This window comes from Paenibacillus sp. FSL R7-0026 (assembly GCF_038004485.1).
GTDB lineage: Bacteria > Bacillota > Bacilli > Paenibacillales > Paenibacillaceae > Paenibacillus > Paenibacillus xylanexedens_A.
On sequence record NZ_JBBORG010000001.1, the window covers coordinates 1545350 to 1569371 of the forward strand.

General features: G+C 46.2%; 25 protein-coding genes and 1 riboswitch. Of the genes, 22 read left to right on the forward strand and 3 right to left on the reverse strand.

Annotated elements, in window-relative coordinates; all coding sequences use genetic code 11:
* Window positions 1-38: 38 nt before the first annotated feature.
* Window positions 39-1253 carry an MFS transporter gene (locus tag MKY44_RS07020; protein ID WP_036610105.1) on the forward strand — a complete coding sequence of 405 codons (1215 nt, stop codon included), beginning with the start codon at window positions 39-41 and terminating at the stop codon, window positions 1251-1253.
* 88 nt (window positions 1254-1341) lie between these two features.
* Here the strand turns inward: MKY44_RS07020 and MKY44_RS07025 are convergent, their stop codons facing one another.
* Complete coding sequence (locus tag MKY44_RS07025; RefSeq protein ID WP_341006570.1) at window positions 1342-2562, reverse strand: NAD(P)/FAD-dependent oxidoreductase; 1221 nt, start codon at window positions 2560-2562, stop codon at window positions 1342-1344.
* Window positions 2563-2659: 97 nt separating this feature from the next.
* Here MKY44_RS07025 and MKY44_RS07030 point away from each other — a divergent pair, with 97 nt between their 5' ends.
* The 7 genes from MKY44_RS07030 (at window position 2660) to MKY44_RS07060 (ending at window position 6916) form a co-directional block, all read left to right on the forward strand.
* Window positions 2660-2896 (forward strand): hypothetical protein, encoded by a 237-nt coding sequence (locus MKY44_RS07030; RefSeq protein ID WP_036610100.1) that lies wholly within the window; start codon window positions 2660-2662, stop codon window positions 2894-2896.
* A 31-nt stretch (window positions 2897-2927) separates the two neighbouring features.
* Entirely contained in the window at window positions 2928-3323 is a 396-nt protein-coding gene (locus MKY44_RS07035) for a spore coat protein (RefSeq protein ID WP_062833450.1), read from the forward strand.
* Window positions 3324-3483: 160 nt separating this feature from the next.
* On the forward strand, window positions 3484-3984 hold the full coding sequence (locus MKY44_RS07040) for an Lrp/AsnC family transcriptional regulator (RefSeq protein ID WP_024628343.1): 501 nt from the start codon (window positions 3484-3486) through the stop codon (window positions 3982-3984).
* A 13-nt stretch (window positions 3985-3997) separates the two neighbouring features.
* Window positions 3998-5206 (forward strand): aminotransferase class I/II-fold pyridoxal phosphate-dependent enzyme, encoded by a 1209-nt coding sequence (locus MKY44_RS07045; RefSeq protein ID WP_341006571.1) that lies wholly within the window; start codon window positions 3998-4000, stop codon window positions 5204-5206.
* A 188-nt stretch (window positions 5207-5394) separates the two neighbouring features.
* Window positions 5395-5616, forward strand: coding sequence for an aspartyl-phosphate phosphatase Spo0E family protein (locus MKY44_RS07050; RefSeq protein ID WP_179198508.1), 222 nt, complete (start codon window positions 5395-5397; stop codon window positions 5614-5616).
* A gap of 168 nt (window positions 5617-5784) precedes the next feature.
* Window positions 5785-6336, forward strand: coding sequence for a hypothetical protein (locus MKY44_RS07055; RefSeq protein WP_017689626.1), 552 nt, complete (start codon window positions 5785-5787; stop codon window positions 6334-6336).
* Window positions 6337-6373: 37 nt separating this feature from the next.
* Window positions 6374-6916 (forward strand): bifunctional adenosylcobinamide kinase/adenosylcobinamide-phosphate guanylyltransferase, encoded by a 543-nt coding sequence (locus MKY44_RS07060; protein ID WP_017689625.1) that lies wholly within the window; start codon window positions 6374-6376, stop codon window positions 6914-6916.
* An 85-nt stretch (window positions 6917-7001) separates the two neighbouring features.
* Here the strand turns inward: MKY44_RS07060 and MKY44_RS07065 are convergent, their stop codons facing one another.
* A complete protein-coding gene (locus tag MKY44_RS07065) occupies window positions 7002-7613 on the reverse strand; it encodes a DedA family protein (protein ID WP_074094303.1) in 612 nt (203 codons plus the stop codon).
* A 147-nt stretch (window positions 7614-7760) separates the two neighbouring features.
* On the opposite strand from MKY44_RS07065, the gene MKY44_RS07070 reads away from it, so the two are divergent.
* The 8 genes from MKY44_RS07070 (at window position 7761) to MKY44_RS07105 (ending at window position 15267) form a co-directional block, all read left to right on the forward strand.
* Window positions 7761-8336, forward strand: a complete 576-nt coding sequence (locus MKY44_RS07070; protein ID WP_036610088.1) for a cob(I)yrinic acid a,c-diamide adenosyltransferase — start codon at window positions 7761-7763, stop codon at window positions 8334-8336.
* Complete coding sequence (locus MKY44_RS07075) at window positions 8333-9316, forward strand: RluA family pseudouridine synthase (protein WP_341006572.1); 984 nt, start codon at window positions 8333-8335, stop codon at window positions 9314-9316. Before MKY44_RS07070 ends, MKY44_RS07075 begins: the two co-directional genes overlap by 4 nt.
* A 401-nt stretch (window positions 9317-9717) precedes the next feature.
* Complete coding sequence (locus MKY44_RS07080) at window positions 9718-10083, forward strand: arsenate reductase family protein (protein WP_341006573.1); 366 nt, start codon at window positions 9718-9720, stop codon at window positions 10081-10083.
* A 331-nt stretch (window positions 10084-10414) separates the two neighbouring features.
* On the forward strand, window positions 10415-11308 hold the full coding sequence (locus tag MKY44_RS07085; RefSeq protein WP_017689620.1) for a 5'-3' exonuclease: 894 nt from the start codon (window positions 10415-10417) through the stop codon (window positions 11306-11308).
* 5 nt (window positions 11309-11313) lie between these two features.
* Window positions 11314-12420 (forward strand): phosphodiester glycosidase family protein, encoded by a 1107-nt coding sequence (locus MKY44_RS07090; RefSeq protein WP_341006574.1) that lies wholly within the window; start codon window positions 11314-11316, stop codon window positions 12418-12420.
* A gap of 31 nt (window positions 12421-12451) precedes the next feature.
* Window positions 12452-13138 (forward strand): MOSC domain-containing protein, encoded by a 687-nt coding sequence (locus tag MKY44_RS07095; RefSeq protein WP_341006575.1) that lies wholly within the window; start codon window positions 12452-12454, stop codon window positions 13136-13138.
* A 72-nt stretch (window positions 13139-13210) separates the two neighbouring features.
* The gene (locus tag MKY44_RS07100; RefSeq protein ID WP_341006576.1) at window positions 13211-14089 is read left to right on the forward strand and encodes an ROK family protein; all 879 of its coding nucleotides are present in this window, start codon (window positions 13211-13213) and stop codon (window positions 14087-14089) included.
* Between the two features lie 176 nt (window positions 14090-14265).
* The gene (locus MKY44_RS07105; RefSeq protein WP_341006577.1) at window positions 14266-15267 is read left to right on the forward strand and encodes an HRDC domain-containing protein; all 1002 of its coding nucleotides are present in this window, start codon (window positions 14266-14268) and stop codon (window positions 15265-15267) included.
* Between the two features lie 69 nt (window positions 15268-15336).
* Here MKY44_RS07105 and corA read toward each other — a convergent pair whose 3' ends face one another.
* Window positions 15337-16272 carry a magnesium/cobalt transporter CorA gene (corA, locus tag MKY44_RS07110; RefSeq protein WP_062833460.1) on the reverse strand — a complete coding sequence of 312 codons (936 nt, stop codon included), beginning with the start codon at window positions 16270-16272 and terminating at the stop codon, window positions 15337-15339.
* Between the two features lie 451 nt (window positions 16273-16723).
* A riboswitch (SAM riboswitch) is annotated at window positions 16724-16847 on the forward strand.
* Between the two features lie 236 nt (window positions 16848-17083).
* Here corA and metA point away from each other — a divergent pair.
* From metA to MKY44_RS07140, 6 genes are all read left to right on the forward strand, one after another.
* Window positions 17084-18001, forward strand: a complete 918-nt coding sequence (metA, locus tag MKY44_RS07115; protein WP_036610071.1) for a homoserine O-acetyltransferase MetA — start codon at window positions 17084-17086, stop codon at window positions 17999-18001.
* 24 nt (window positions 18002-18025) lie between these two features.
* Window positions 18026-19213 carry a PLP-dependent transferase gene (locus MKY44_RS07120; protein WP_253507012.1) on the forward strand — a complete coding sequence of 396 codons (1188 nt, stop codon included), beginning with the start codon at window positions 18026-18028 and terminating at the stop codon, window positions 19211-19213.
* Window positions 19210-20382 (forward strand): trans-sulfuration enzyme family protein, encoded by a 1173-nt coding sequence (locus MKY44_RS07125; RefSeq protein ID WP_341006578.1) that lies wholly within the window; start codon window positions 19210-19212, stop codon window positions 20380-20382. Before MKY44_RS07120 ends, MKY44_RS07125 begins: the two co-directional genes overlap by 4 nt.
* A gap of 241 nt (window positions 20383-20623) precedes the next feature.
* Window positions 20624-21760, forward strand: coding sequence for a cyclic dehypoxanthinyl futalosine synthase (mqnC, locus tag MKY44_RS07130; RefSeq protein ID WP_074096829.1), 1137 nt, complete (start codon window positions 20624-20626; stop codon window positions 21758-21760).
* A 231-nt stretch (window positions 21761-21991) separates the two neighbouring features.
* Window positions 21992-22969, forward strand: a complete 978-nt coding sequence (locus MKY44_RS07135) for an aldo/keto reductase (protein ID WP_341006579.1) — start codon at window positions 21992-21994, stop codon at window positions 22967-22969.
* Entirely contained in the window at window positions 22966-23979 is a 1014-nt protein-coding gene (locus MKY44_RS07140) for a zinc-binding alcohol dehydrogenase family protein (protein ID WP_341006580.1), read from the forward strand. The genes MKY44_RS07135 and MKY44_RS07140 overlap by 4 nt, the downstream gene beginning before the upstream one ends.
* Window positions 23980-24022: the final 43 nt, after the last annotated feature.

Genomic DNA, 24022 nt, shown 5'->3' on the forward strand with positions numbered 1-24022 from the left:
TGTACATAGTTCACTTCAGGTGGATGAAGGAGGAGCAGATGAAGATTACTTTAGGCCGACAATCCATTCTGCTTTTGGGCGTGAATGGATTGTTTGCGTTAGCCGGAGCGTTGTCGGGAACCTTTTTGAATGTGTTTCTGTGGAAAAGCCGTCCGGATTATGCCATGTTGGGGTGGTTCACTCTCAGCCAGCAACTGGCCATTGGACTGACATTCTGGCTTGCTGGCAAATGGGTCAAGGAACACAATAAAATGAGTGCACTGCGACTAGGTACTGCGCTGTCCGGCATATTTTATATGATAGTCCTCTGGGCTGGTTCCAAAGCTGTAGACTGGATATGGCCTCTGGGTATGCTACTGGGTTGTTCCTTGGGGCTATTCTGGATTGCATTTAATGTTGTGTATTTTGAAATAACGGATCGGGAAAACAGGGATTTATTCAATGGCTGGGTCGGGTTACTTGGTTCGATGACAGGAATTATAGGTCCATGGTTCTCCGGTCTGATTATTACTCGCATGACAGACAACACGGGATATCGGCTCATCTTCACGGTATCACTCGTTATTTATGTCATAGCGGTGGTTTTTAGTTTTTTTCTGAAAAAAAGAAAGGTGAGCGGTACATACCGCTGGTCGGAACCTTGGATACAGCTATCCAAACGGGATAGTCCCTGGAGGACCTTAGGCTTGGGTTTATTCGCTCAGGGTGCACGTGAAGGTGTCTTTGCCTTCCTGATTGCACTGCTTGTATATTTGGCTACCGCACAGGAGTACAAATTGGGGCAGTTCTCACTCATCACTTCTGCTGTGGCTCTAGTAAGTTATTGGGCAGCCGGGAAATGGTTTAAACCACAGTATAGATCAAAAGGCATGTTCATCGGAGCCCTCATTCTGCTCGTTGTGCTTCTTCCTCTTCTCTGGAAAGTGACCTATGGTACGCTGTTAATCATGGGGATTGGGAGTGCTGTTGCGATGCCGTTATATGTACTACCGATGATATCAGCGGGATTCGACATGATGGGCACAAGTGGCGAAAATGTGGAGAAAAGGGTTGAACTTGTCGTTTTGAGAGAGTTATGCCTGATGCTTGGCAGACTATGTGGGTTGGCCATATTTATTGTGACGGTCTTAAATGCTCCGTCTCTACGCATGTTAACCTGGCTTATTATTGTCCTCGGCGCTTCTCCGCTAATTGGATGGATCTTTATGCGCAAGTTATTGAACCGAACGGAAGGGCAAGAGCCCTCGGCTTAGCAGGCTTCCCAATATATAACCAGGGTACAGCGGCGGGAAAGAGAACTTTCCGTGTGCTGTACCCTGTTTGTATTGATTTATTTTGATGTTATACAGGAGATGGTTTACTTGTACGTGTGAGAGAGAACAGATCCATATCAGGGTTTGGTTTGCCAGTAATAGCATCCACAATTAAGGAAGCAGCAATCATGCTGTATACGGTTCCGTTACCTCCATACCCTTCTACAAAATATGAATGCGGATAATCGGGATGTGTACCGATCAGGGGGAGGCCATCATTCGTATTACCAAACACAGCGCCCCAGGCATAATCGACTTCAAGATCATCTAAAGCGAAATAGGAACGGACCTCTTCCAGTAGTGTATCTCCCCGGTGTTTTGAACGTATTTCACGTTGATCCTCTCGAGGTGTTTCTTCATCCAAACCGCCTGCGATGATTCTTCCGTCCGGTGTTGTTCGCATATACAAATATGGGCGAGCTGTCTCCCAAATCATGATGTGTTCAAACCATTCACTAAGATCAGACAACGGTTTGGTAGCAATCGCGTAGGTCGTTTTCAGATAGGCTCCGCGATCCTTTTTGATGTCCTGTGTCTCGTAACCGGCAGCAAATATGACTTTCTTGGCACGGATTTTACCGTTGGCAGTGTGGCAGACTACACCATCTTCATCGTATTCACAGTGTATCATCTCCGTCTGACCATAGATTCGAGCGCCACGCTTATTGGCGGATTCAAACAAGGCATGAACAAAACGATAGGGGTTCACTTCTGCATCTCCCATTGTGTACAGTGCAGCGGGTTTGTTGAAGGGGAAATGCTGGCTTATTTTGTCGGCATCCCACAGTTCAGCTTCAAAACCATAACGCTTCAAGGTCTGATATTCTTCCTCCAATAGGGCCACATCATCTTCACTGCTTGCAAAACAAAGACTTGTTCGTGGGATAAACCAAGGGTCTGTATCCAGGCTGTCTGCAATTTGAGCAAGTTGTTTCATGGCTTCACGACAAAGCTCATAAAAACGTACGCCTGTTGCTTCACCAAAAGTGTGGATACATGAGGTTAGTGTCTTGTCATTGGTATATTGTAAAAGACCTGTATTGGCAGAACTGCTGCCGTTGGCAATGTCTCGTTTATCAATCACAACAGTGTTAACACCCTGTTCCGTAAGTAGTTTAGATGTCAATGCGCCCCCCATGCCCCCACCAATGATGAGGCAGTCACAAGAGATGTCTTCTTGCAGAGCAGAATAATTAAATGTTGAATTGAAAGTGGAGGGCCAGAAAGGTGTGCCATAGACCAGATCCATTAGAAACATCTCCTTTATAATTTAAATTTGTATACTTTTGTGTGACCGGGTTAACAATAATTGCGCATAAACTTTATGCCGAGGAGGCCATCGAAACATGCAGAATCATACTATGCAAGCGCTGAGTCCCAAGGAATTGAACTACATTGCGGACTCTATCACCAATGAAGAACTGCTGATTAAGCAGTGTGCAGCCACAGCTTCCATCACACATAATCCACAAATTCAACAAGCTCTGAATCACTATGTTCGCTCACATGAACAACATCTGAACACGCTTGTCAATGCATTGCAGCAACATCAGTCTCTTGCACCGGCGCAAGTCAGTAATTGAAAACAACTCTAACTGTATAGGAGGAAAACGCATGTATTCTCAATCTTTATCATCTAATGGCGCTTTTATGCAGGAGCAGGATCTGCTGAAGTCGATTCTTGCAGATTTAAGACGAACCTCGCGCGAATATACGACTGCGACAACGGAAGCTTCCTGCCCCATGACACGTCGAATGTTCACAGACCTGACAAACGATACCCTAAGATTACAAGGGGAACTGTTTAATCTGATGCAGCAAAACAACATGTATTCTGTCTCGTCCAAGGCACTTCGTCAGGATGTGGACAAGCAAATTCAGTCCGCCCACCAGACCCAACAAAAGTGTCAGCAATTCATTCAGGAAAAGAATACGCAGAACAGTTCATATAGCCAAGCTCCGAATGTGCCTCAGCATCAACCGAATTACGGTAACCCTTATTACATGTAACCTTTGCAAAAGAGGTTTGAAGCACCTAACGTTAAAGGACCATACCACCGCTTGCCTGAATTCAGGGCAGGCGGTCTTTTGTCTATGCATCAACGTCAAATTCATGTAATATAAGTATTAATTCATTTTCAGGAACCTGGATGACGCTGGAGGGAAAACCATGAAAGATTTGAACGATCTGCAATTAAAAGTTCTGGATCTGCTGAAGGAAGACGCGAGAAGGACTCCCGCACTGCTGTCGACGCTGCTGGGGGAGTCGGAAGACAAGATCAAGAACGCCGTGGCACAGCTAGAACAAGACCACGTCATCGTGAAATACGCAACCGTCGTGAACTGGAGCAAAATAGATGATGAAAAAGTAACGGCCCTGATTGAGGTGCAGATCACGCCGGAGCGTGGTCGTGGTTTTGAAGGGATTGCCGAACGCATTTATCTCTATCCGCAAGTGAAGTCCGTATATCTCATGTCAGGTGCATACGATCTGCTCGTTGAAGTGGAAGGTGGCAACCTGCGTGAAGTCGCTAATTTTGTGTCGGAGAAACTGTCTCCGATAGACTCTGTACTTTCAACCAAAACGAATTTTATTCTTAAAAAATATAAGCAGGACGGGATTATTTTTGAAGACCATCAGGAAGACAACCGTCTCATGATCTCGCCGTAAAGGAAGATGTGTCATGATAGTGAATGAACAGACAACCGGGAACAACAAGAAAATGACATCTTATCTGGCACCTCTCGTGCAGCAGATACCTCCATCCGGAATTCGTAAATTCTTTGATCTGGTTGGAGACAACAAGGATATTATCACATTGGGTGTGGGTGAACCTGATTTTGTTACCCCTTGGCATATGCGTGAAGCTTGTGTATACTCGCTGGAAAGAGGTATGACCAGTTACACATCCAACGCAGGTATGCCGAAGTTGAGAGAAGCCATCAGTGAATATCTGGATAATCAGTTTGATACCAAATACGATCCCAAGGATGAGATTATTGTTACGGTGGGTGGCAGTGAAGCGATTGACTTGGCTTTGCGCGCATTAATCGTACCTGGCGACGAGATTCTCATTCCTGAACCTTCGTACGTGGCGTATTCACCAATCGCTTCAATCGGTGGCGGTATACCAGTTGGTGTTGAAACCTACGCGAAAGATCAGTTCAAGTTAACAGCTGAAGCGCTTGAGGCAGGAATCACGCCGAAGTCAAAAGTGGTTATTCTGTGTTATCCGAGTAATCCCACTGGAGCCATCATGACGTATGAAGAGTGGCTGCCTATTGCTGAAGTGATTAAAAAGCATGATCTGATTGTGATCGCGGATGAAATTTACGCTGAATTGACGTATACGCAAAAACATGTTAGCTTTGCATCTATACCTGACATGAAGGAACGGACCATTCTCGTAAGCGGATTTTCAAAGGCTTTTGCAATGACAGGTTGGCGGATCGGTTACATGTGTGGTCATCCTGAGCTTATTGCAGCCATGCTCAAAATCCATCAGTATACGGTAATGTGTGCGCCGGCCATGGGTCAGGTTGCTGCACTTGAGGCGTTGACGAATGGTTTGGGTGAGAAGGATCGGATGGTAGAATCGTATAATCAGCGTAGACGTTTAATTGTGCAGGGATTCAGAGATATTGGACTTGATTGTCATGAACCTCAGGGAGCATTCTATGCATTCCCGAGCATTCAAAAGACGGGTATGAGTTCCGACCTGTTTGCTGAACGATTGTTAACGGAGAATAAAGTGGCTGCTGTTCCGGGCAATGTTTTTGGACCTCAGGGTGAAGGCTTCTTGCGTTGTTCTTATGCTACTTCTGTAACCCAATTAAATGAAGCTTTGGAACGAATCGGAAACTTTGTTTACAAACTGCAAAAAGAGGGTTAATACTAAAGTAGAATCTTTTTACAAATGTGACATTGTTATTATTGGAAAAAAATAACTTTCTTTTACAAAATAATGTGATATAATTCAAATTTGAAATATGTTTTCATATATTTGGAAACCATTTTTCCAAGGAGGGGTTAGCTTTGTTTTGTGTTGAATATGATTTACCGACGAATCGTGGGCACTATCTGGCAGAAGGCGATCATGGCGACCGATGGTCGGTGAAACCCGATAACGCATCTTTGCATGACATTTCCTTGGAAGATGAAATTCATATGCTTCGTCGCAAGATGGAACAGATCTTCCTCGAAGAGAAATCATTCACATCCGATATTGTAATTGAAATCAGCAGTTTGCTGGATTTAAAGATTAATGAATATATGAAGGCTAACCCGATTAAAGCAAAATAACGTTTATGCTGGATTGAAACGTTTCATTAATCGAATTAGAAAGGGAGACCTGAGAGGGTCTTCTTTTTTTGTGTGTAAAGGCAAGGTGATCCCCCGATAAGCCAGGTTATTTTTTTGCGTGGAACAATTGTGATATATTGGACATAGGAGACTAAAGGGGGAACTGGAATGAAGAGATTTTGGGGGCTTACTGCAATCATTTCTATCGTTTTTCTGCTTGCTGGTTGTGGAGGTAAAGATGGTTTTTCCATATTCATCATTGATAACCAAGGAAATCCATCTGTAATCTCAGAGCAGTTACAGGCCAATCTGCAACAGAAACTGGGCGAGGAACCCAAGGTGGAAGTGATTACCAGTGCAATGTATGATGTTCAGAAAATTATGGTAGAATATGCGGCTGGAGGACATGATATCTTCATTTTGCCTGAGTCCGACATGAAACAATACGGAAGTAATGGCTCCAATGTTCCGCTGGATGATACTTTTGATCCCAAGAAGTTTGAACGGGGTGTATTTGAGGGAGGAGTATTGGTAGAGAAGGGTGAAGGAGATGGAGGTTCAGATCTCAAGCAAGAATCACATCTTTATGGCATTCCACTCGAAGATATGAAAATGTTTAAAGATGTAGAATATGCTGCGAGCAATTTGTTCGCAACCATTCCAGTGTCATCTTCCAATGTCGAAGAATCCAAAAAAGTGCTGAAGGCGCTGACAGAGTAAAGAAAATTCAGAATGGCTATGGAAGGAGGGAAGCGGATTGCTGATTACGGTCACAGGCGGCATAGGTAGTGGTAAAACCCGGTTTGCCCTCAAGTACGCAGCCGGGATTAGCCGGGAGGGTGTATATTTATCCACCGGTGATCATGATCCCGTTATTCCCGAATTGCCATCCGCTCATTATCGTGCCATTCATGCCGGGAACGGTCAGCATCTGACAGAGGTGATCACCCAGATTAATCGGGAATCCAATCTGTTTTTGGCGGATCAGCGAATTGTAATTGTAGACAGTCTGACCTCCTGGATGGCTGCCGGTTTCAGGGCAACAGAGGATCTGGATCATCAGCGTTCAGAGACACAGCTTTTGCTTGATGCGTTATTGTCTTATCAGGGGAAGTTGCTTGTGATTACCAATGAAATGCATGGCACATTGCATCCTACCGAGGAAGAACGAATATTTACAGCGAGAATGGCTTCGGTTAATCGGATGCTGCAGATACATGCTGAAAAGATGTACTTGCTGGTATCTGGTCTGGCTATCGATCTTAAGAGTCAGGGCATGCGAAATGAAGATGAACGATAGCGAGATGACATAAACGGGTGACATAAAGAAGCCTCCTTAACCACGAATTGGTGGCGAGGAGGCTTTATTTATTAAGCTATTCTTTTTATTTCTGCTTTTTGCTACGTCTGATCCACCAGATGATACATCCGATGACAATGATGGCCAGAATGACGTACACTACAATGGAATAGACGTCCATAAAGTGCAAAATGCTCTCCCATGATGCGCCAAGCGCAGCACCAACGCAGACAAGAATGACATTCCAGATCAATGTACCAATGGTTGTAAAGAGAAGGAATAAACCAAATTTCATATTGGACATGCCTGCGGGAATGGAGATAAGACTACGGACGAGGGGAACCATTCGGCAGAATAATACGGTCCACATGCCATATTTGTCAAACCATGCATCGACACGGTGAATATCCTCTTTTTTGATGCGCAGAACATGTCCCCAGCGTTCCACAATTTTCTCAAGGCGTTCGACGTCAATGAGTAGACCAATGCCATACAGGATCACAGCACCAAGGACAGAACCAATAGTTGCAGCGATAATAACTCCTGGAATAGTGAGACTGGTATAGGTGGTCATGAATCCGCCAAACGGCAAGATGATTTCGGATGGAATCGGGGGAAATACGTTCTCAAGAGCAATAATGAGTGCAATGCCTATGTAGCCGTATTGTTCCATGAAATCGGTTATCCAGTTTTGCATAATCGTCTCCTTTACTTTTGGTTTCCTTCGATTTGTCGTATACTCTGCAGAGCACACCAATTCTTATATACGTGTAAAGCGATAGACGGGTTTCTGAAAAAATGCATTCCCGTATTCATTATTATATTACCAATTGGAGGGATAACGATGGGCATATATACACGAACAGGTGACGAAGGACAGACTTCGGTCATCGGTGGACGCGTCATCAAGGATGATGACCGAGTTGAGGCTTATGGTACGATTGATGAGTTGAACTGTTTTGTAGGCCAGGCGATCAGCCTTATTGACTCGGCTCAAGGGGAATTTGAAGATCTGCGTGAACATCTGCTGGAAGTTCAGCAGGAACTATTTGATTGCGGGTCGGATCTGGCCTTCGTGAAGATTAGTGAGACCAAATATAAGGTGAGAGATGAAATGGTCACACGTCTGGAACAATGGATCGACCAGTATGATGCAGAGAATCCAAAAGTGGAACGGTTCATTATTCCTGGTGGCAGTCAGTTGTCCTCTGCTCTTCATGTGTGCCGTACTGTATGTCGTCGCGCAGAGCGTCGCACGGTAACATTGGGACAACATACGGACATTAACCCGTCTGTACGACGGTATCTAAACCGACTGTCTGATTATTTCTTCGTGGTTGCACGGACGGCCAACGCGAGACAACAGGTGGCCGATATTGAATATGTGCGGAGCAAAAAAGTCTTCCGCCGCAAAGAATGAGCCACTACTATTCGCCGATTGTCTACACGGTGACCGAGCAAGAAGATGGCTGGCTGCTGAAGACCGTGCTTCAGCGCCGGCTACTGGTGTCGCGCAAGCTTTTATCCAAAATTAAGCTGACAGAACAAGGCGTCATGCTAAATGGAGAGCGCGTGTACATTAGCGTAAAGGTAGCTGCGGGTGATGTCGTTGAAGTTCGGATGGAGCAAGAGGAATCGGATGATATTTTGCCTGAGCCTATTCCCTTTACCGTTCTGTATGAAGATGAGCACTTGCTTATTGTCAACAAGGATGCGGGCATCATCGTTCATCCGACGCATGGACATTACACGGGTACTTTGGCAAATGGCGTTGTTCATTACTGGAAAACCAAAGGCGAGCGCTTCCGGTTCAGACCGATTCATCGACTTGATCAGGAAACGTCCGGTGTGCTCGCAATAGCCAAGAACCCTTATGTGCATCAGCATGTGTCTGAACAGATGATCGCTGGAACAGTGGATAAGAAATATATTGCACTTGTGCACGGAAGCCCTGTCCCGGAACAAGGGTCGGTGGACGGACCGATTGACCGCGATCCTGAAGAGCCACACCGCCGAATCGTAACACCTGATGGTTACGCTGCAAGAACGTTGTACACAACCTTAACATGCTGGGCAGAAGACAGCGCCAGTTCGATAAGCCTCAAGCTGGAAAGTGGCAGAACCCATCAGATCAGGGTACATATGACGTCCATCGGCTGCCCGTTGATAGGTGATCGAATGTACAAGACACTACCTGTGCATGAGATCGATGAGCAGACCATGGCTGTTCGAGAAGAACGGGACAGCTGGATCGTACGCCAGGCATTACACGCTTGTGAATTGACGTTTGAACATCCAATTCTAAAGGAACGTATAACGTTCCAAGCCCCTTTTCCAGCAGATATGGCCGCGCTGGAGAAGCGTTTGAATGATGAGGCAGCTCCCAGAGAAGAACTGTAGGAAGCTGCGACGGGGCTCTTAGTTCTGCACCCTGTGTCGCAGTCTCTTGCACGGCCCGTCCTGCTTGGGAGCAACAATGATTGGCTATTCCATGTGAGGGGGGCTTAATGCACCCGAACAACATGCCGTAGGCTAATCTTTATGGTTCTATGGTTAATGTATTGATGTTTAGCAGTTTCATGTTAATTATTTCAAGAATTCAAATCTCAAAAGCTTTTAAGGATATAAAAGCTGTAAGATTTTGACCCAAAAAAATATAGCGAATGTGTTTTTGATCTCATTCGCAAAAGTCAGTAAAGTTGCATGGCGATGGTATCGATTTGGAGCAACTTTTGGATTTGCGAAGCAAACCAAGGGAAGTGACAAGTCGAGACCGGAGCCACACACTAGGAGGCAAATCAATGAGTAACTTAAAAGTATATCAATATGCCAAATGCGGCACATGCCGCAAAGCTGTAAAATGGCTTGAAGCTCAAGGACATGAGCTGGAGTTAATCCCTATTTTTGACTCACCGCCTTCAGAATCTGAACTAACAGAACTCATCCAAAAGAGCGGACTTGAAGTGAAAAAGTTCTTTAATACGAGTGGGGAAGTATACAAAGAGCAACAATTGAAGGACAAGCTTCCGGGCATGTCCACTGATGAACAGATCCGTTTGTTGGCTTCCAATGGTCGTCTGATCAAACGTCCAATCGTTACGGATGGAGAAAAGGTGACGGTTGGCTTCAAGGAAGAAACGTACGAGCAGGAATGGAATAACGCATAAACGCGCTGAATATCAGCCTTGAATTGTTCAAAATTCAGGGCTTTTTTGGCTGAACGATGGTTGGCGGAACTATGCTATAATGATAGAATTAGTTCGATATTTTATTTGCTATAGAAATTAAATTAAACATTTACACGAAAATGGAGAGGACAGAAATAACCTGAAGAAGCGGAGCGTTCGCCTTTATCCCCGGATTTTCCCTTTTGGAAAAGGGAATCAAAAAAATCTGGGGATAACAGCGATCAGAAGGTTGTTCTGTCATCGGAATGGTAAGTGTAAATATACTTTAGTTTAATTTCTATAGAATCAGGACAGGAGAGAACAAATTCAAGTGAATCAACGTAATGAACCTACTTTGTTGCTGGTAGACGGTATGGCAGTGTTGTTCCGTGCTTTTTATGCGACATCTGCAAGCGGATATATCAGACGTACAAAGGCAGGATTGCCTACCAACGCAGTCTACGGATTTATCCGTTATTTCTGGGATGCGGTTCAGACTTTTGGGCCAAGTCATGTCGTATGTTGTTGGGATATGGGCGGTAAGACGTTCCGCGGTGAAGAATATGCAGCCTACAAAGGCAACCGGGCCGAAGCTCCGGATGACCTGATTCCCCAGTTTGCTCTGATTCGTGAAGTTATGGATAGCCTGGGTATTCCGAATATAGGTGCACAAGGATTCGAAGCCGACGATTGTATCGGGACGCTTGCGAAGTATTATACCGAAGAGACCGATATGAATGTTATGGTACTGACGGGTGACCACGACATGTTGCAACTGATCAATGACCGCACAAGTATCATTATTATGAAAAAGGGCCATGGCAACTACATGGTGTACAACCCTGAAACGCTCATGGCAGAGAAACAACTGACACCTCGTCAAGTGATTGACATGAAGGGTCTGATGGGGGATGCCAGCGACAATTATCCCGGAGTACGGGGAATTGGTGAGAAAACAGCGTTGAAGCTTGTACAGGAATATGGCTCCATTGAAGGGATTTTGAGCAACATGGATAAACTGACCCCTTCGGTGCGTAACAAGATTGAGAATGATCTGGACATGCTTCATCTGTCCCGCAAACTGGCAGAGATTCATTGTGCTGTTCCGGTTGCCTGTGCGCTGGATATCTGTGAATTGCGTCTTGATCCGGATATGGTGATGGACAAGTTTGAACAACTTGAGATGAAGAGCCTTGGCTCTTGGATGGGAGTGGCAATAGGGTGAGCAACATGAAGAACGTACGAACAGGCAAAAAGTGGTGGACAGGGGCTATGGCCCTCGTCCTGGCCTTGCCCGTAATTCTTTCGGGAGCAGTAAGTGCACCACAGACAGTGGATGCCAAAGCAGCAATTAGCACCAAAGTACAGAAAGTAAAAGCAGCAGGACGTAATTTTACCGTACAGACCGTTTCGATTCCAAAGGGAACACCGGTTACCGTGGGACTCGCGAAGAAGCAAGTTGGCCAGACGGCAACATTGCCATCGATCGTGAAAGCCTATGGTGCACAAGCAGCCATTAATGGAGCATTTTTTGAAGCATATAACGGAGCACCAGATCCATACGGTATGTTAATAGCAAATGGTAAGGTCATACATATTGGAAGATACGGAACATCCATCGGATTTAAGGAAGACGGCACGGCGATCATGGATTCACTTCAGGTGAGTTTGACAGGTAAAGTAACGGATACAAAAGGTAAATCACGGAGTTGGTATGCAACCTTTATTAATCGAACACCTTCAGCGAACGCAAGCATCACGATGCTGTATACGCCTGAACGAGGTGCCACAGTTGGATTCAAAGGTGGCACTGCGGTTGTTATGGAGAAAGGTATTGTGACCAAAAAAGTGCCCAATACAAATGTAGCGATTCCTAAGAATGGCTCGGTACTGGTCTTCACAGGTAACCAGAAGTCTTCTTCGGATCGTTTCACCGTTGGTTCGACCGTAGAAATGAATTATAAGTATACGAACGCAGCAGGCAAAGAGATCCCTTGGCAAGATGTAGTGACTGCTGTGGGAGCAGGACCCCGTCTGGTGAAAGACGGCAAGGTAGCTGTAAATCCGACGAGCGAAGGTTTCAAGGATGCCAAGATTCTTAATGCTTCCGGAGCCAGAAGTGGTATTGCGATCATGGCGGACGGTTCTGTTATGCTGGCTACCGTTTCCGGGGCAACAATCAAGGAGTGGGCAGCGGTTATGCAGAAGCTTGGTGCCAAACAGGCCATGAATCTGGATGGCGGTGCTTCCTCGGGTATGTATGCCGGGGGCAAAATGCTGACTTCTCCAGGCCGGCTCTTGAGTAATACACTCGTATTTGGTGGCTCTGTGCGTTAAAAGAAAGTGATTATGGGAGGTATGATGCCAAATGACACTCACATCTGATCGAAAGCCAGGGGAGGGCAATACAGCTGTTCTGGCCATTAATGTAGGACTGCCGCAGCCGCTCCCTGGGCAGAAGCGTGAAGTGCTGAGCGGCATTGTGAAACATCCTGTATCCGAGGCGGTTTTCCTGTCATTCACTGGAATGACAGGGGACGCGCAGGCGGATCTGGTGCATCATGGCGGCCCTGACAAAGCCGTTTGTGTATACGATTACAGTCGTTATCCGGCGCTGGAACAACTGATGGATCGCCAGCTGGATTGGGGAGCTTGTGGAGAAAATCTGACGGTTGAAGGCTGTGCCGAAGAAGACGTCCGGATTGGTGATGTGTACGAGTTGGGCGAAGCCACAGTGCAGGTCAGTCAGCCCAGACAACCTTGCTTCAAGCTGGGTGCGAGGTATGACTATAAGGAGCTACCTGTTTATTTTCAGGAGAGTGGATATACCGGCTTTTACTTTCGTGTACTGCAAGAAGGTGAGGTAGGGCCTTCATCGATATTTCGACGGATCAGCACCGATCCAGCCTCAATGACGGTTCTTGAAGCCAATCGAATCATGCATCAGGGGAAAGAAAATGTCGAAGGTATTCAGGCGTTGCTAGCCATTCCTGCGCTGTCAGACAGCTGGAGGCAAACGTTAATGAAACGATTGTCCAAGCTGGAGAACAAGTAGCAGGGTAATTATAGTGTCATCAAGTAAAGCAATTCGAATTCCTTTTTAAACTAACTTGGGAGTGTGACTAACATGACGATCTTAGGCGCAATTGAAGCAGGCGGAACCAAATTTGTATGTGGTATTGGCACAGAAAACGGAGAAGTTCTGGAACGCGTAAGTTTTCCAACAACAACACCGGAAGAGACCATGGCTCAAGTGATTTCATATTTTGAAGGCAAAGGCATTGAAGCTCTGGGTGTAGGTTCATTCGGTCCGATTGATCCGATTGAAGGAAGCCCAACATATGGCTATATCACAACAACACCAAAACCACATTGGGGACAGTATAACGTGATTGGCAAGCTCAAGGAGCATTTTGATGTGCCGATGACATTTGATACGGATGTGAATGGTGCGGCACTTGGAGAGGCAACCTGGGGCGCTGCACAAGGTCTTGAGAGCTGTCTGTATATCACTGTGGGTACAGGTATTGGTGCTGGTGCTGTGGTTGGCGGTAAAATGGTCCATGGATTGTCACATCCAGAGATGGGACATATCATTGTGCGGAGACATCCGGAGGATACATACGAGGGTTTCTGTCCGTATCATGGTGACTGCCTCGAAGGCCTTGCAGCAGGACCGGCCATTAACAAACGTTGGGAGCAACCGGCTTATGAGCTGCCTGCGGATCATAAAGCTTGGGAGATCGAAGCACATTACCTGGCACATGCACTGATGAATTATGTTCTCATTCTCTCTCCGCAGAAAATCGTCATGGGTGGCGGAGTAATGAAGCAGGAGCACCTGTTCCCGATGGTTCGTAGCAAACTGCAGGAGTTGCTGGCTGGATACGTTCAGCATCCTGCACTTCAATCCGAGATTGACCAGTATGTTGTTTCACCAGGACTAGGTGACAATGCGGGCCTGTGTGGTTCGCTGGCGCTTGCCAAGTTGGCATTGAATAAGTAGGTCATTAAGGGATTGACGAATTTTACCATTGTGGTATGATATGGGCAACAGCATAGTACGGTTAATGAGGAAGCACCTCTCTTGCATGGATTTTGCAGGAGAGGTGTTTTTTGTGCTGCCTGCAGGTAGCGTAACTAACCCGTATAGGCTGAAATGTTAAAGGGAGGGAACGGAGAATGGAAGTCATTTTCATGAACAGATTGTCCAGAATGTCAGATCAGAATGCAGAGTATGCACAGTTATGGATTGGGGAAGAGGAAGATAGTTGGCAACTGGGATGGAGTCGCTACGAGGAAGGAGAGCGTGAGGACAGCATCTGGTATGAAGGAACTTCTTGGGAGGAGCTGCTTCATATTTACCGTCATCAGCTTGCCACACAGATGAGTGAGGGGTACCGACCGCAGTTGCAGGGGTTATTTCATGAGAATGATGATCTGAAGTCACGCAGTTATGGTGGACAGCGGCTCCATTGTTACAGTGAGTTATACGGCAATGAGCAATTATATATGGATCTGTGCACATGGCGCAGGAAGAGAGCTGTGTCTGACCGGAAGGCACCGTATTTTATTGCAACAAATCGTCTGCTGCGTTTGATCAGTGCCTTTGTTCCGCAATCGCTGGATGAACTGATGCAACTGCCGGGCGTAGGAGAGAGCAAAGCAACTGAGTATGGTACGGAATGGATGGAGATTACAAACGGGTTGGAACGTTCAACGACATTCCCGCTGGACTGGGTATACACGGCACTGAAGGAAGAAGAGTATGAGAGTTGGTTATACAAGCAGAGAGAGCAGAAGTACAAGCAGGAACTTGATAAGTTCACCACGCGTAAGCAGGTGCTTGAAGGCATGAAGGAAGGGTATACGTTAGAGGAGATTGTTAATCGATCTGGATTATCCCGACGCGAGTTGGTTGAGCTGTTAGAGGCACTGGATCACGAAGGCTATGACACCGATTGTCTTCTTGATGTAGAGCTGGCAGTGATGCCAGAGAACGAACAAGAGGCCGTATGGAGTGCGTATGAGGAGCTGGGAGATACGTTCCTGAAGCCAGTATTACATAAGGTGTATGGAGGAGAGAAACCCGAAGGAGGAAGTCTGGAGCAGGTCTATGAAAGACTGCGCATGATTCGAATCCGCTTTCGTCGGCACGCAGAGACAGAGAAGAATGTTGGTTAATAATCAGAAATGAAAAAAGACGAGGCGTTTCCCCGGAGGAGCGCTTCGTCTTTGTTATTTCATACGAGTTTATACCCAGTCTTTCTTGCGGAAAATGAAGAACATGCTCAGGCCCAGGGTAACCATCAGGCCAATCACAACAAAATAGCTGTATTTCCAGTTAAGCTCTGGCATATTCGTAAAGTTCATGCCGTATATACCGGTAATGACTGTCAGCGGCATAAAGACCGTGGTAATGGCGGTAAATACACGCATGATCTCATTCGCCCGGTTCGCAATACTGGATTGGTAGGCTTCTCGCAAGTTGCCCATCAGGTCGCGATAAGTCTCAAAGGTTTCAGATATTTTTACAGCATTCTCATAGATGTCACTGAAATACTTTTGCAGTTGATCATCGATGAGACGCAGATCTTTTTTATTCAAGGTGTTAATGACCTCTTTCTGAGGTCCAAGGACTTTTTTCAGCCACAGAATCTCACTGCGTAGCCCGATAATTTCATTCAGATGTGACTTTTTGGTGTGCATCAGAATGTCTTCCTCAAGCTTCTCGATCCGTGCTTCAATTCGGTCACCTACGGTGAAATAATTATCAACAATCAAGTCAACCAGCAAATACAGCAGACGATCCGGTGTACTGATTTCCTGTTCCCACAGGATGGGTTTCAGTGTGCGCAATTCGCTGACCTTTTGCTTCGTAACACTAATAATGAAATGTCTGCCGAGGAATAAGTTCACCGCACGTAGAAATATCTCTTCATCATCAAAACGGATGCTATTAATCACAATAAAATAATGGTTCTCATAAATTTCAATCTTCGGACGTTGTTCTTCGTCACTGAGACAGTCTTCCACAGCCAGATCATGCATCAAGAACAGCGGCTGAAGTACCGCCAAATCGTCTACGTCTGCATCAATCCAGTAAAATCCTTCCGCTGGTGGAGTCAGCGCCTGCTGAATGTCGTCCACCGGAATAAATACACCGTTGTTTACCAACCGGATTTTCATCGTTAATCTACTCCTTCTGCACCCGCCAACTTGGCGGATATTATCATAATGGGCGCAAAAAGAACAAATCAGCCGGTCGGCAGCGGAGCCTGGAGATCAGGGCTGCGTTCACTATATAATCAAACGGAAGTCACGTCCCGCTGCCGGCATGCTAATGTCAATTCTCTATGCAGTTTGTCGGAATTCGGCTGCCAGTCAGGCCTCGGGTCGCCATCCATTTAATATGTCACCTCTCACATAAGGGTTTATAACACCTTGTTTAGTATACCGCTGCTACAAGGTGCTTTCAAGCGCAAAAATGTGTCTATTTCGCGCCCTGAGGCAGTGTATGACGACGGATGATGAACGGTTCCGATCTGGGAAGCAGACATCGAACTGCAACTTGACGTGAGGGCATTAATGTAATAAAGTAGACGGTGAACCATATTAAATTACAATCTAATACAGCGAAATCTTATCAAGAGTAGGTGGAGGGACTGGCCCGATGAAACCCGGCAACCGGCGGTATACCGCACGGTGCTAATTCTTGCAGCGACTAAGTGTCAAGTGGCACTGTTGTAACTGAGAGATGAGAGAGGCGCATATCTATTTTACATATGACCTTTCTCGAAATCCGAGGAAGGTCTTTGTCATATGCCCCGACTTCTCAGCAGTGATTTTCGCTAAGGAACTTGAGGTTGTTTGTAACGTTGGATGAGAGCGCAATTCAATGTTTTTACAAGCTCAAGGCAGTCTATAACTGTATTGATGTGAAGACATCAAGCCAGGGGTGGCTGCATCTATTTATGCACAAGGAGGAGTTAGACTTACTATGCCAATCAAAATACCCGATACTCTACCAGCAAAAGAAGTACTTGAAGGAGAGAATATCTTCGTCATGGATGAAACTTCTGCATATCAGCAGGATATTCGTCCACTCCGTATCGCTATATTAAACCTGATGCCCACAAAGGAAACGACCGAAACACAATTGCTTCGTCTGGTGGGAAACACGCCTATTCAGGTGGATGTCGTTCTTGTACATCCCAAATCCCATACGTCGAAGAATACGTCTCAGGAGTATTTGGATCTGTTCTATAAAACCTTCGATGAGATTGAGCACCGCCGTTTCGATGGAATGATTATTACGGGTGCCCCGGTGGAACAGATGGATTTCGAAGACGTGAACTATTGGAATGAAATCCAGGAGATCTTCGAATGGACCAAAACCAATGTGACTTCAACCCTCCACATATGTTGGGCTTCCCAGGCAGGTTTATACCATCATTTTGACGTACCTAAGGTTGCACTTGATGAGAAGTGTTTTGGCGTTTTCCCACATACCATCAATAAACCACATGTTCCGTTGTTGCGTGGATTTGATGAAGTATTCAACGTTCCACATTCCCGTCATACGGAAGTGAGACGCGAAGATATTGAAAAGAATGAGAATTTAGAGATCTTGGCTGAATCCGAGGAAGCGGGTATCTTCCTGGTTGCTACCAAAGACGGTAAACAGATTTTTGCCACAGGACATGCCGAGTATGACCCGTTCTCATTAAAGTGGGAGTATGACCGGGATGCAGCCAAAGGGTTGGATATCGCATTGCCTAGACATTATTATCCGAATGATGACCCTTCCCGTGTGCCACCAGCTACTTGGCGCGCTCATGCCAACTTATTATTCTCTAACTGGCTCAATTACTATGTGTATCAAGAAACACCTTACGATATTGGCCCGCAAATCTAATCGAGATTACAGGAGGATGCAGCAATGGAAGACAACAACAAGTTGAAAATCGAAAGCCGCTTAGCACAAATTGGGTCCATCAATGAACCGGTAACAGGCGCCATTAACTTTCCGATCTATCAATCCACTGCGTTTCGCCACCCGAAGCTTGGACAAAGCACGGGGTTTGATTATATTCGTACGACTAATCCAACCCGTAAAGTATTGGAAGAAGCCGCCGCAGCACTGGAGTCCGGTGATGCAGGGTTTGCCTGTAGCTCGGGAATGGCCGCGCTGCAAACGATTTTTGCCATGTTTGGTCAAGGGGATCATCTGATTGTATCGCTGGATCTGTATGGTGGAACCTATCGTCTGCTTGAACGCATCTTGTCCCGTTTCGGCGTAACTGCAAGTTATGTGGACACGAATGACCTAGCAGCACTGGAGAAGGTTCGTCAACCGAATACGAAAGCTGTATTTATTGAGACACCAACCAATCCACTGATGATGATCACCGATGTGGAAGCCGTTGCTTCCTGGGCGAAAAGTTACAACCTGTTGACCATTGTTGACAACACGTTGTTGACTCCATTTTTCCAACGTCCGATTGAACTGGGTGCCGATATCATCATTCATAGCGCTACCAAATATCTGGGCGGACACAATGATGTGCTCGCTGGACTAATTATTACCAAAGGTGAGGCGTTATCTGCAGAGATGGCGTTCCTGCATAATTCCATTGGAGCGGTATTATCTCCAAGTGACTCCTACCAGTTGATGAAAGGTATGAAAACGCTGGCTCTTCGCATGGAGCGTCATGAGCACAATGCAATTACTATTGCCAAATACTTGCTTGAGCACCCAGCGGTGGTTGAAGTGTATCATCCAGGTCTATCCGATCACCCGGGGTATGAGATACAGAACAAACAATCCACGGGTAATACAGGTATCTTCTCTTTCAAAGTGAAGGATGCACGTTATGTTGAACCGTTGCTGCGTCATATCAAACTCATTGCTTTTGCCGAAAGTCTCGGCGGAGTCGAATCACTTATGACTTATCCGGCAGTACAAACTCATGCGGATATTCCGCTTGAAATTCGTGAAGCCGTAGGTGTGGATGACCGTTTGCTCCGGTTCTCTGTAGGCATTGAACATGCGGATGATTTGATTGCAGATCTCGGCAATGCTCTGACAGCTGCACAACAGGAAGTGGAAGGAGGCGTGCACTCATGAGTGAGTCCAATAACAAGCCCAATTCCGAGTTGAAATTTGATACCAAATTGCTCCATTTTGGCGATGAAATTGACAAAACGACTGGAGCCTCCAGTGTACCGATCTACCAAGCATCAACCTTCCATCATTTTGATATCTTCAATCCGCCTCAACATGATTACAGTCGTTCAGGTAATCCGACACGTCAGGCTTTGGAAGATTACATCACATTGCTGGAGGGCGGCGCACGAGGCTTTGCCTATTCTTCGGGGATGGCTGCGATATCAAGCGTGTTCATGATGTTCTCCGCAGGGGATCACATGATTGTAACGGAAGATGTATATGGAGGTACGTATCGTTTGCTTACTTCCATATTAAGCCGTATGCAGATCGAGACAACCTTTGTAGACATGACCAATATAGATGAAGTAAAAGCGGCACTCAAGCCAAACACCAAGGCAGTTTATATGGAAACACCGTCGAACCCTACACTGCGAATTACGGATATCGCTGCTGTAACTGACTGGTCGAAGGAACATGACCTGATCACGATTCTGGATAACACCTTTATGACACCGTACTATCAGCGTCCAATTGAGCTTGGTGTGGACATCGTCGTACATAGTGCTACGAAGTTTCTTGGAGGTCACAGTGATGTACTGGCAGGGTTAGCCGTTGCTCGCACGGAATCACTTGGCGTACAACTGAAACAGTTGCAAAATGGACTTGGAACTGTACTCGGGGCACAAGAATCCTGGCTTCTGATGCGCGGGATGAAAACCTTGGGGGCTCGCATGGCTCATAGTGAACGGAGCACAGACAAACTGGCGGCATGGCTTAATGAGCGCAGTGATATTACCGCTGTCTTTTATCCTGGACTGGAGGATCATCCGGGCCGTGAGGCACATGAGCGCCAGTCCACAGGATATGGAGCTGTCGTTTCTTTTGACGTCGGCTCAGGTGATCGTGCAAAAGCAGTTCTTAACCGGGTGAAGCTACCCATAGTTGCTGTAAGCTTGGGAGCTGTGGAGAGTATTCTGTCCTACCCAGCGATGATGTCTCATGCGGCAATGCCGGCTGAGGTTCGCCGTGACCGTGGCATTACAGATGGGTTGCTGCGCTTCTCCGTAGGTCTGGAAGATATCGAAGATCTGATTGTAGATTTGGAGCAAGCACTTCAGGAATCCTAACAAAAGAGGATGCCCGAATACGCCGACCCGTATCACTTAAGTTCGAATAAATTCCATTCCATATGTAAAAATTTTTACTTATTTTTAAAGCACCTGAACATAAGGTGCTTTTTTTCACATGTAACCTGTGTTACGATATGTGGAGTACAGAAATACGATGTTGCCACCAGAACTTGCTTCTCTTGAACAAGTTGGGACGGATCGTTATATAATTTCTCTTCATGAGGGAGGCTTTTTTACGATGAGTACGGTAGACCGTATCTTAGATAAAGCCCTTCGGGGCGAACGTTTGGACTTGGAAGACACGATTCAGTTATTTGAATCCAATGAAGTGGACAAAATCGGGGCAGCTGCTAATGTCATTATGAAACGCATGCACCCTGAACCATACAGAACATTTGTAATTGGGCGTAACGTCAACTACACAAACGTGTGTGATGTGTACTGCCGTTTTTGTGCTTTCTACCGCAGACCTGGTTCGGATGAAGGTTATGTGCTTCCAGACGAAGTTATTTTCCAGAAGATTCAGGAAACGGAAGATGTGAATGGTACCGAAATTTTGATGCAAGGTGGAACGAATCCAAACCTGCCTTTCAGCTATTATACAGACCTGTTGAAAGCCATCAAAGAGCGTTTTCCAAACATCACGATGCACTCTTTCTCCCCAGCGGAGATTATGAAAATGGTTGAAGTATCCGATGGCCTTACATTGGAAGAAGTTGTTCGTGCCATTCACGAAGCTGGACTGGATTCCTTGCCTGGCGGCGGCGCTGAAATTCTGGATGACCGCACACGTCGGAAAATCAGCCGTTTGAAAGGTTCATGGCGTGATTGGATGGACGTTATGCAAACTGCACACCGCATCGGTATGAACACCACGGCAACGATGGTTATCGGCCTTGGTGAATCGATGGAAGAGCGTGCATTACACTTGCTCCGCGTACGTGAAGCTCAGGACGAATGTATTGCGAACAAGTATGACTCCGAAGGTTTCCTGGCGTTCATTCCATGGACTTTCCAGCCAGACAATACAAACCTTAAGCTGGAGCGTCAGACTCCGGAAGAGTACTTGAAAACTGTAGCTATCAGCCGACTGGTGCTGGATAATATCAAGAACATTCAATCCTCTTGGGTAACGATGGGTCCTGAGATCGGTAAGAAGTCGCTTGAATTTGGCTGTAATGACTTCGGTAGCACGATGATTGAAGAGAACGTTGTATCTGCTGCTGGTGCAACATATAAAGTTAACATTGAATCCATTCTCCGTTTGATTCGGGAGTCCGGTTATATCCCGGCACAACGTAACACCCGATATGACATCGTGCGTATGTTCGACGAAGAGAATGCCGTGCATGAAGATTTCGTAATGCAGAACTAATCCTGATTATTTCAATACTACTCTCATAAATGCTGATCGTTAGATAAGTATTTATGAAGCCAAGCCCGCTGACTACTCCGTTTGGAGAGACGGCGGGCTTTTTGATTTGTTTCTGCAGATCGAGGTCATCAAACAGTACATGTTACGCAATTGGCGATATTTTATATTGAAATTGAACTGTTACAATGAAAGGGAACTTGTGTAGTCAGACACGCTGGAAGGGGTAAACCGATGAAGAGAAGAATACTTGGCAAGACGGAACTGGACGTACCTGTATTGAGCTTTGGAGCATCCTCACTCGGTTCTGTATTTCGTGACATTGACCGGGACGAAGGGATTCGCACTGTACATGCAGCCGTAGATGCGGGGATGAATTACATAGACGTTTCGCCTTACTACGGGCTGACAAAAGCGGAGACCGTGTTGGGTGAAGCCATCCGCAGCTTGCCGCGTAGTTCATATATGTTATCAACCAAAGCTGGACGGTATGGGGAAAATGAGTTTGATTTTTCACGTCAGCGGATTCTGGAGAGTGTGCAAGAGAGCCTGGATCGATTGCATACAGACTATATCGACATTCTGTTTCTGCATGATATTGAATTTGTGCCAGCAGAGATCATTATCGAAGAAGCTTTTCCAACGTTGCTGCGTCTGAAAGAGCAGGGAGTTATACGACATGCGGGCATTTGTGGATTGCCCTTACCGTTGTTCGAGGAGGTTCTGCCACAGATCGATGCGGATGCGATCATCTCGTATTGTCATTATTCATTGAATGATACCTCATTATTATCTTTATTGCCCTTGTTGGAAAAAAAAGAAATTGGCCTTGTGAATGCTTCGCCTCTTTCTATGGGCTTGTTGAGTACCCGAGGGGCTCCTGCCTGGCATCCGGCAGATGATCGGGTGAAACAGCTCTGCCTGAAGGCTGCCCGCTTCTGTGCAGAACAAGGCAGTGACATTGCCAAGCTGGCCGTGCAATTCTCCACATCGAATGAACGGATTCCGACAACACTGGTGAGCAGTGCCAGCCAGCGCAATATTCTCAATAATGCAGCTTGGATAGAGGAACCGATGGATCAGAGCCTGCTGGATGAAGTGCTGCGCATTCTGGCTCCATTGCATAACGAGACGTGGTCAAGCGGACGACCTGAATATAATACGAAGCCAAGCAACACGACAGCAGAAGCATCCAAGGGGGAACAACGATGAGAGCCATTGTATGTGAAGATATAGATCAATTGAAGCTCCAGGACCTGCCTCAACCGGAACGAGCAGAAGGAGAGGCGTTGGTTACCATTCGGCGGATTGGGATCTGTGGAACGGATCTGCATGCGTACAAAGGCAACCAACCTTTCTTTACCTATCCTCGTGTTCTGGGTCATGAACTGGCGGCTGTTATTGAAGAGATCGGTCCGAACGAGGCAGGATTACAGCCTGGGGATCAGGTAAGTATTATTCCGTATCTGCACTGCGGTCACTGTATTGCATGTCGCAGTGGAAAAACCAATTGTTGTGCGTCCATGCAAGTCATGGGTGTGCACGTAGACGGAGGCATGAGAGAAAAAATCAGCGTGCCTGTCTCACATCTGCTCTCAGCAGAAGGTTTGACGCTGGATGAGACGGCAATGGTAGAACCATTAAGCATTGGAGCCCATGCCGTCAGAAGAGCAGGAATTAAACCTGGTGAGCATGTGGTTGTGATTGGAGCTGGACCCATTGGATTGGGTGTGATGGCATTTGCCAAACAGGCGGGGGCGCGTGTTATTGCCGTTGATCGTAATCTGGACAGGCTGGAGCTTAGCCGGACTTGGGCTGGAGCGGATGACCTGGTACAGGCCAATGAACATTCTGTACAAAAAGTGGCTGAAATTACGGGAGGCGACTATGCTACAGCTGTCTTCGATGCAACAGGTAATGTGAATTCCATGAATGAGGCCATTCAATATGTGGCGCATAGTGGTCAACTTATTTTCGTGGGACTGGTGAAAGCGGATATTACCTTTCATGACCCCGAATTTCACAAGCGGGAGATTAGCATCCTGGGTAGTCGAAACGCAACCCGTGAAGACTTTGAACAAGTCCTGTCGACCTTGCGTCAAAAGAAATTAAGCATGGATGGGTATATCACACACCGCGTGGAATTTGATGAGTTACCTACTGCAATAGATCAATGGTTATTGCCAGATTCACATGTAGTCAAAGCTATCGTTGAACTATAATATCAATTAATTATAATAACAGAAAAAACGCTCTCTGACCTTG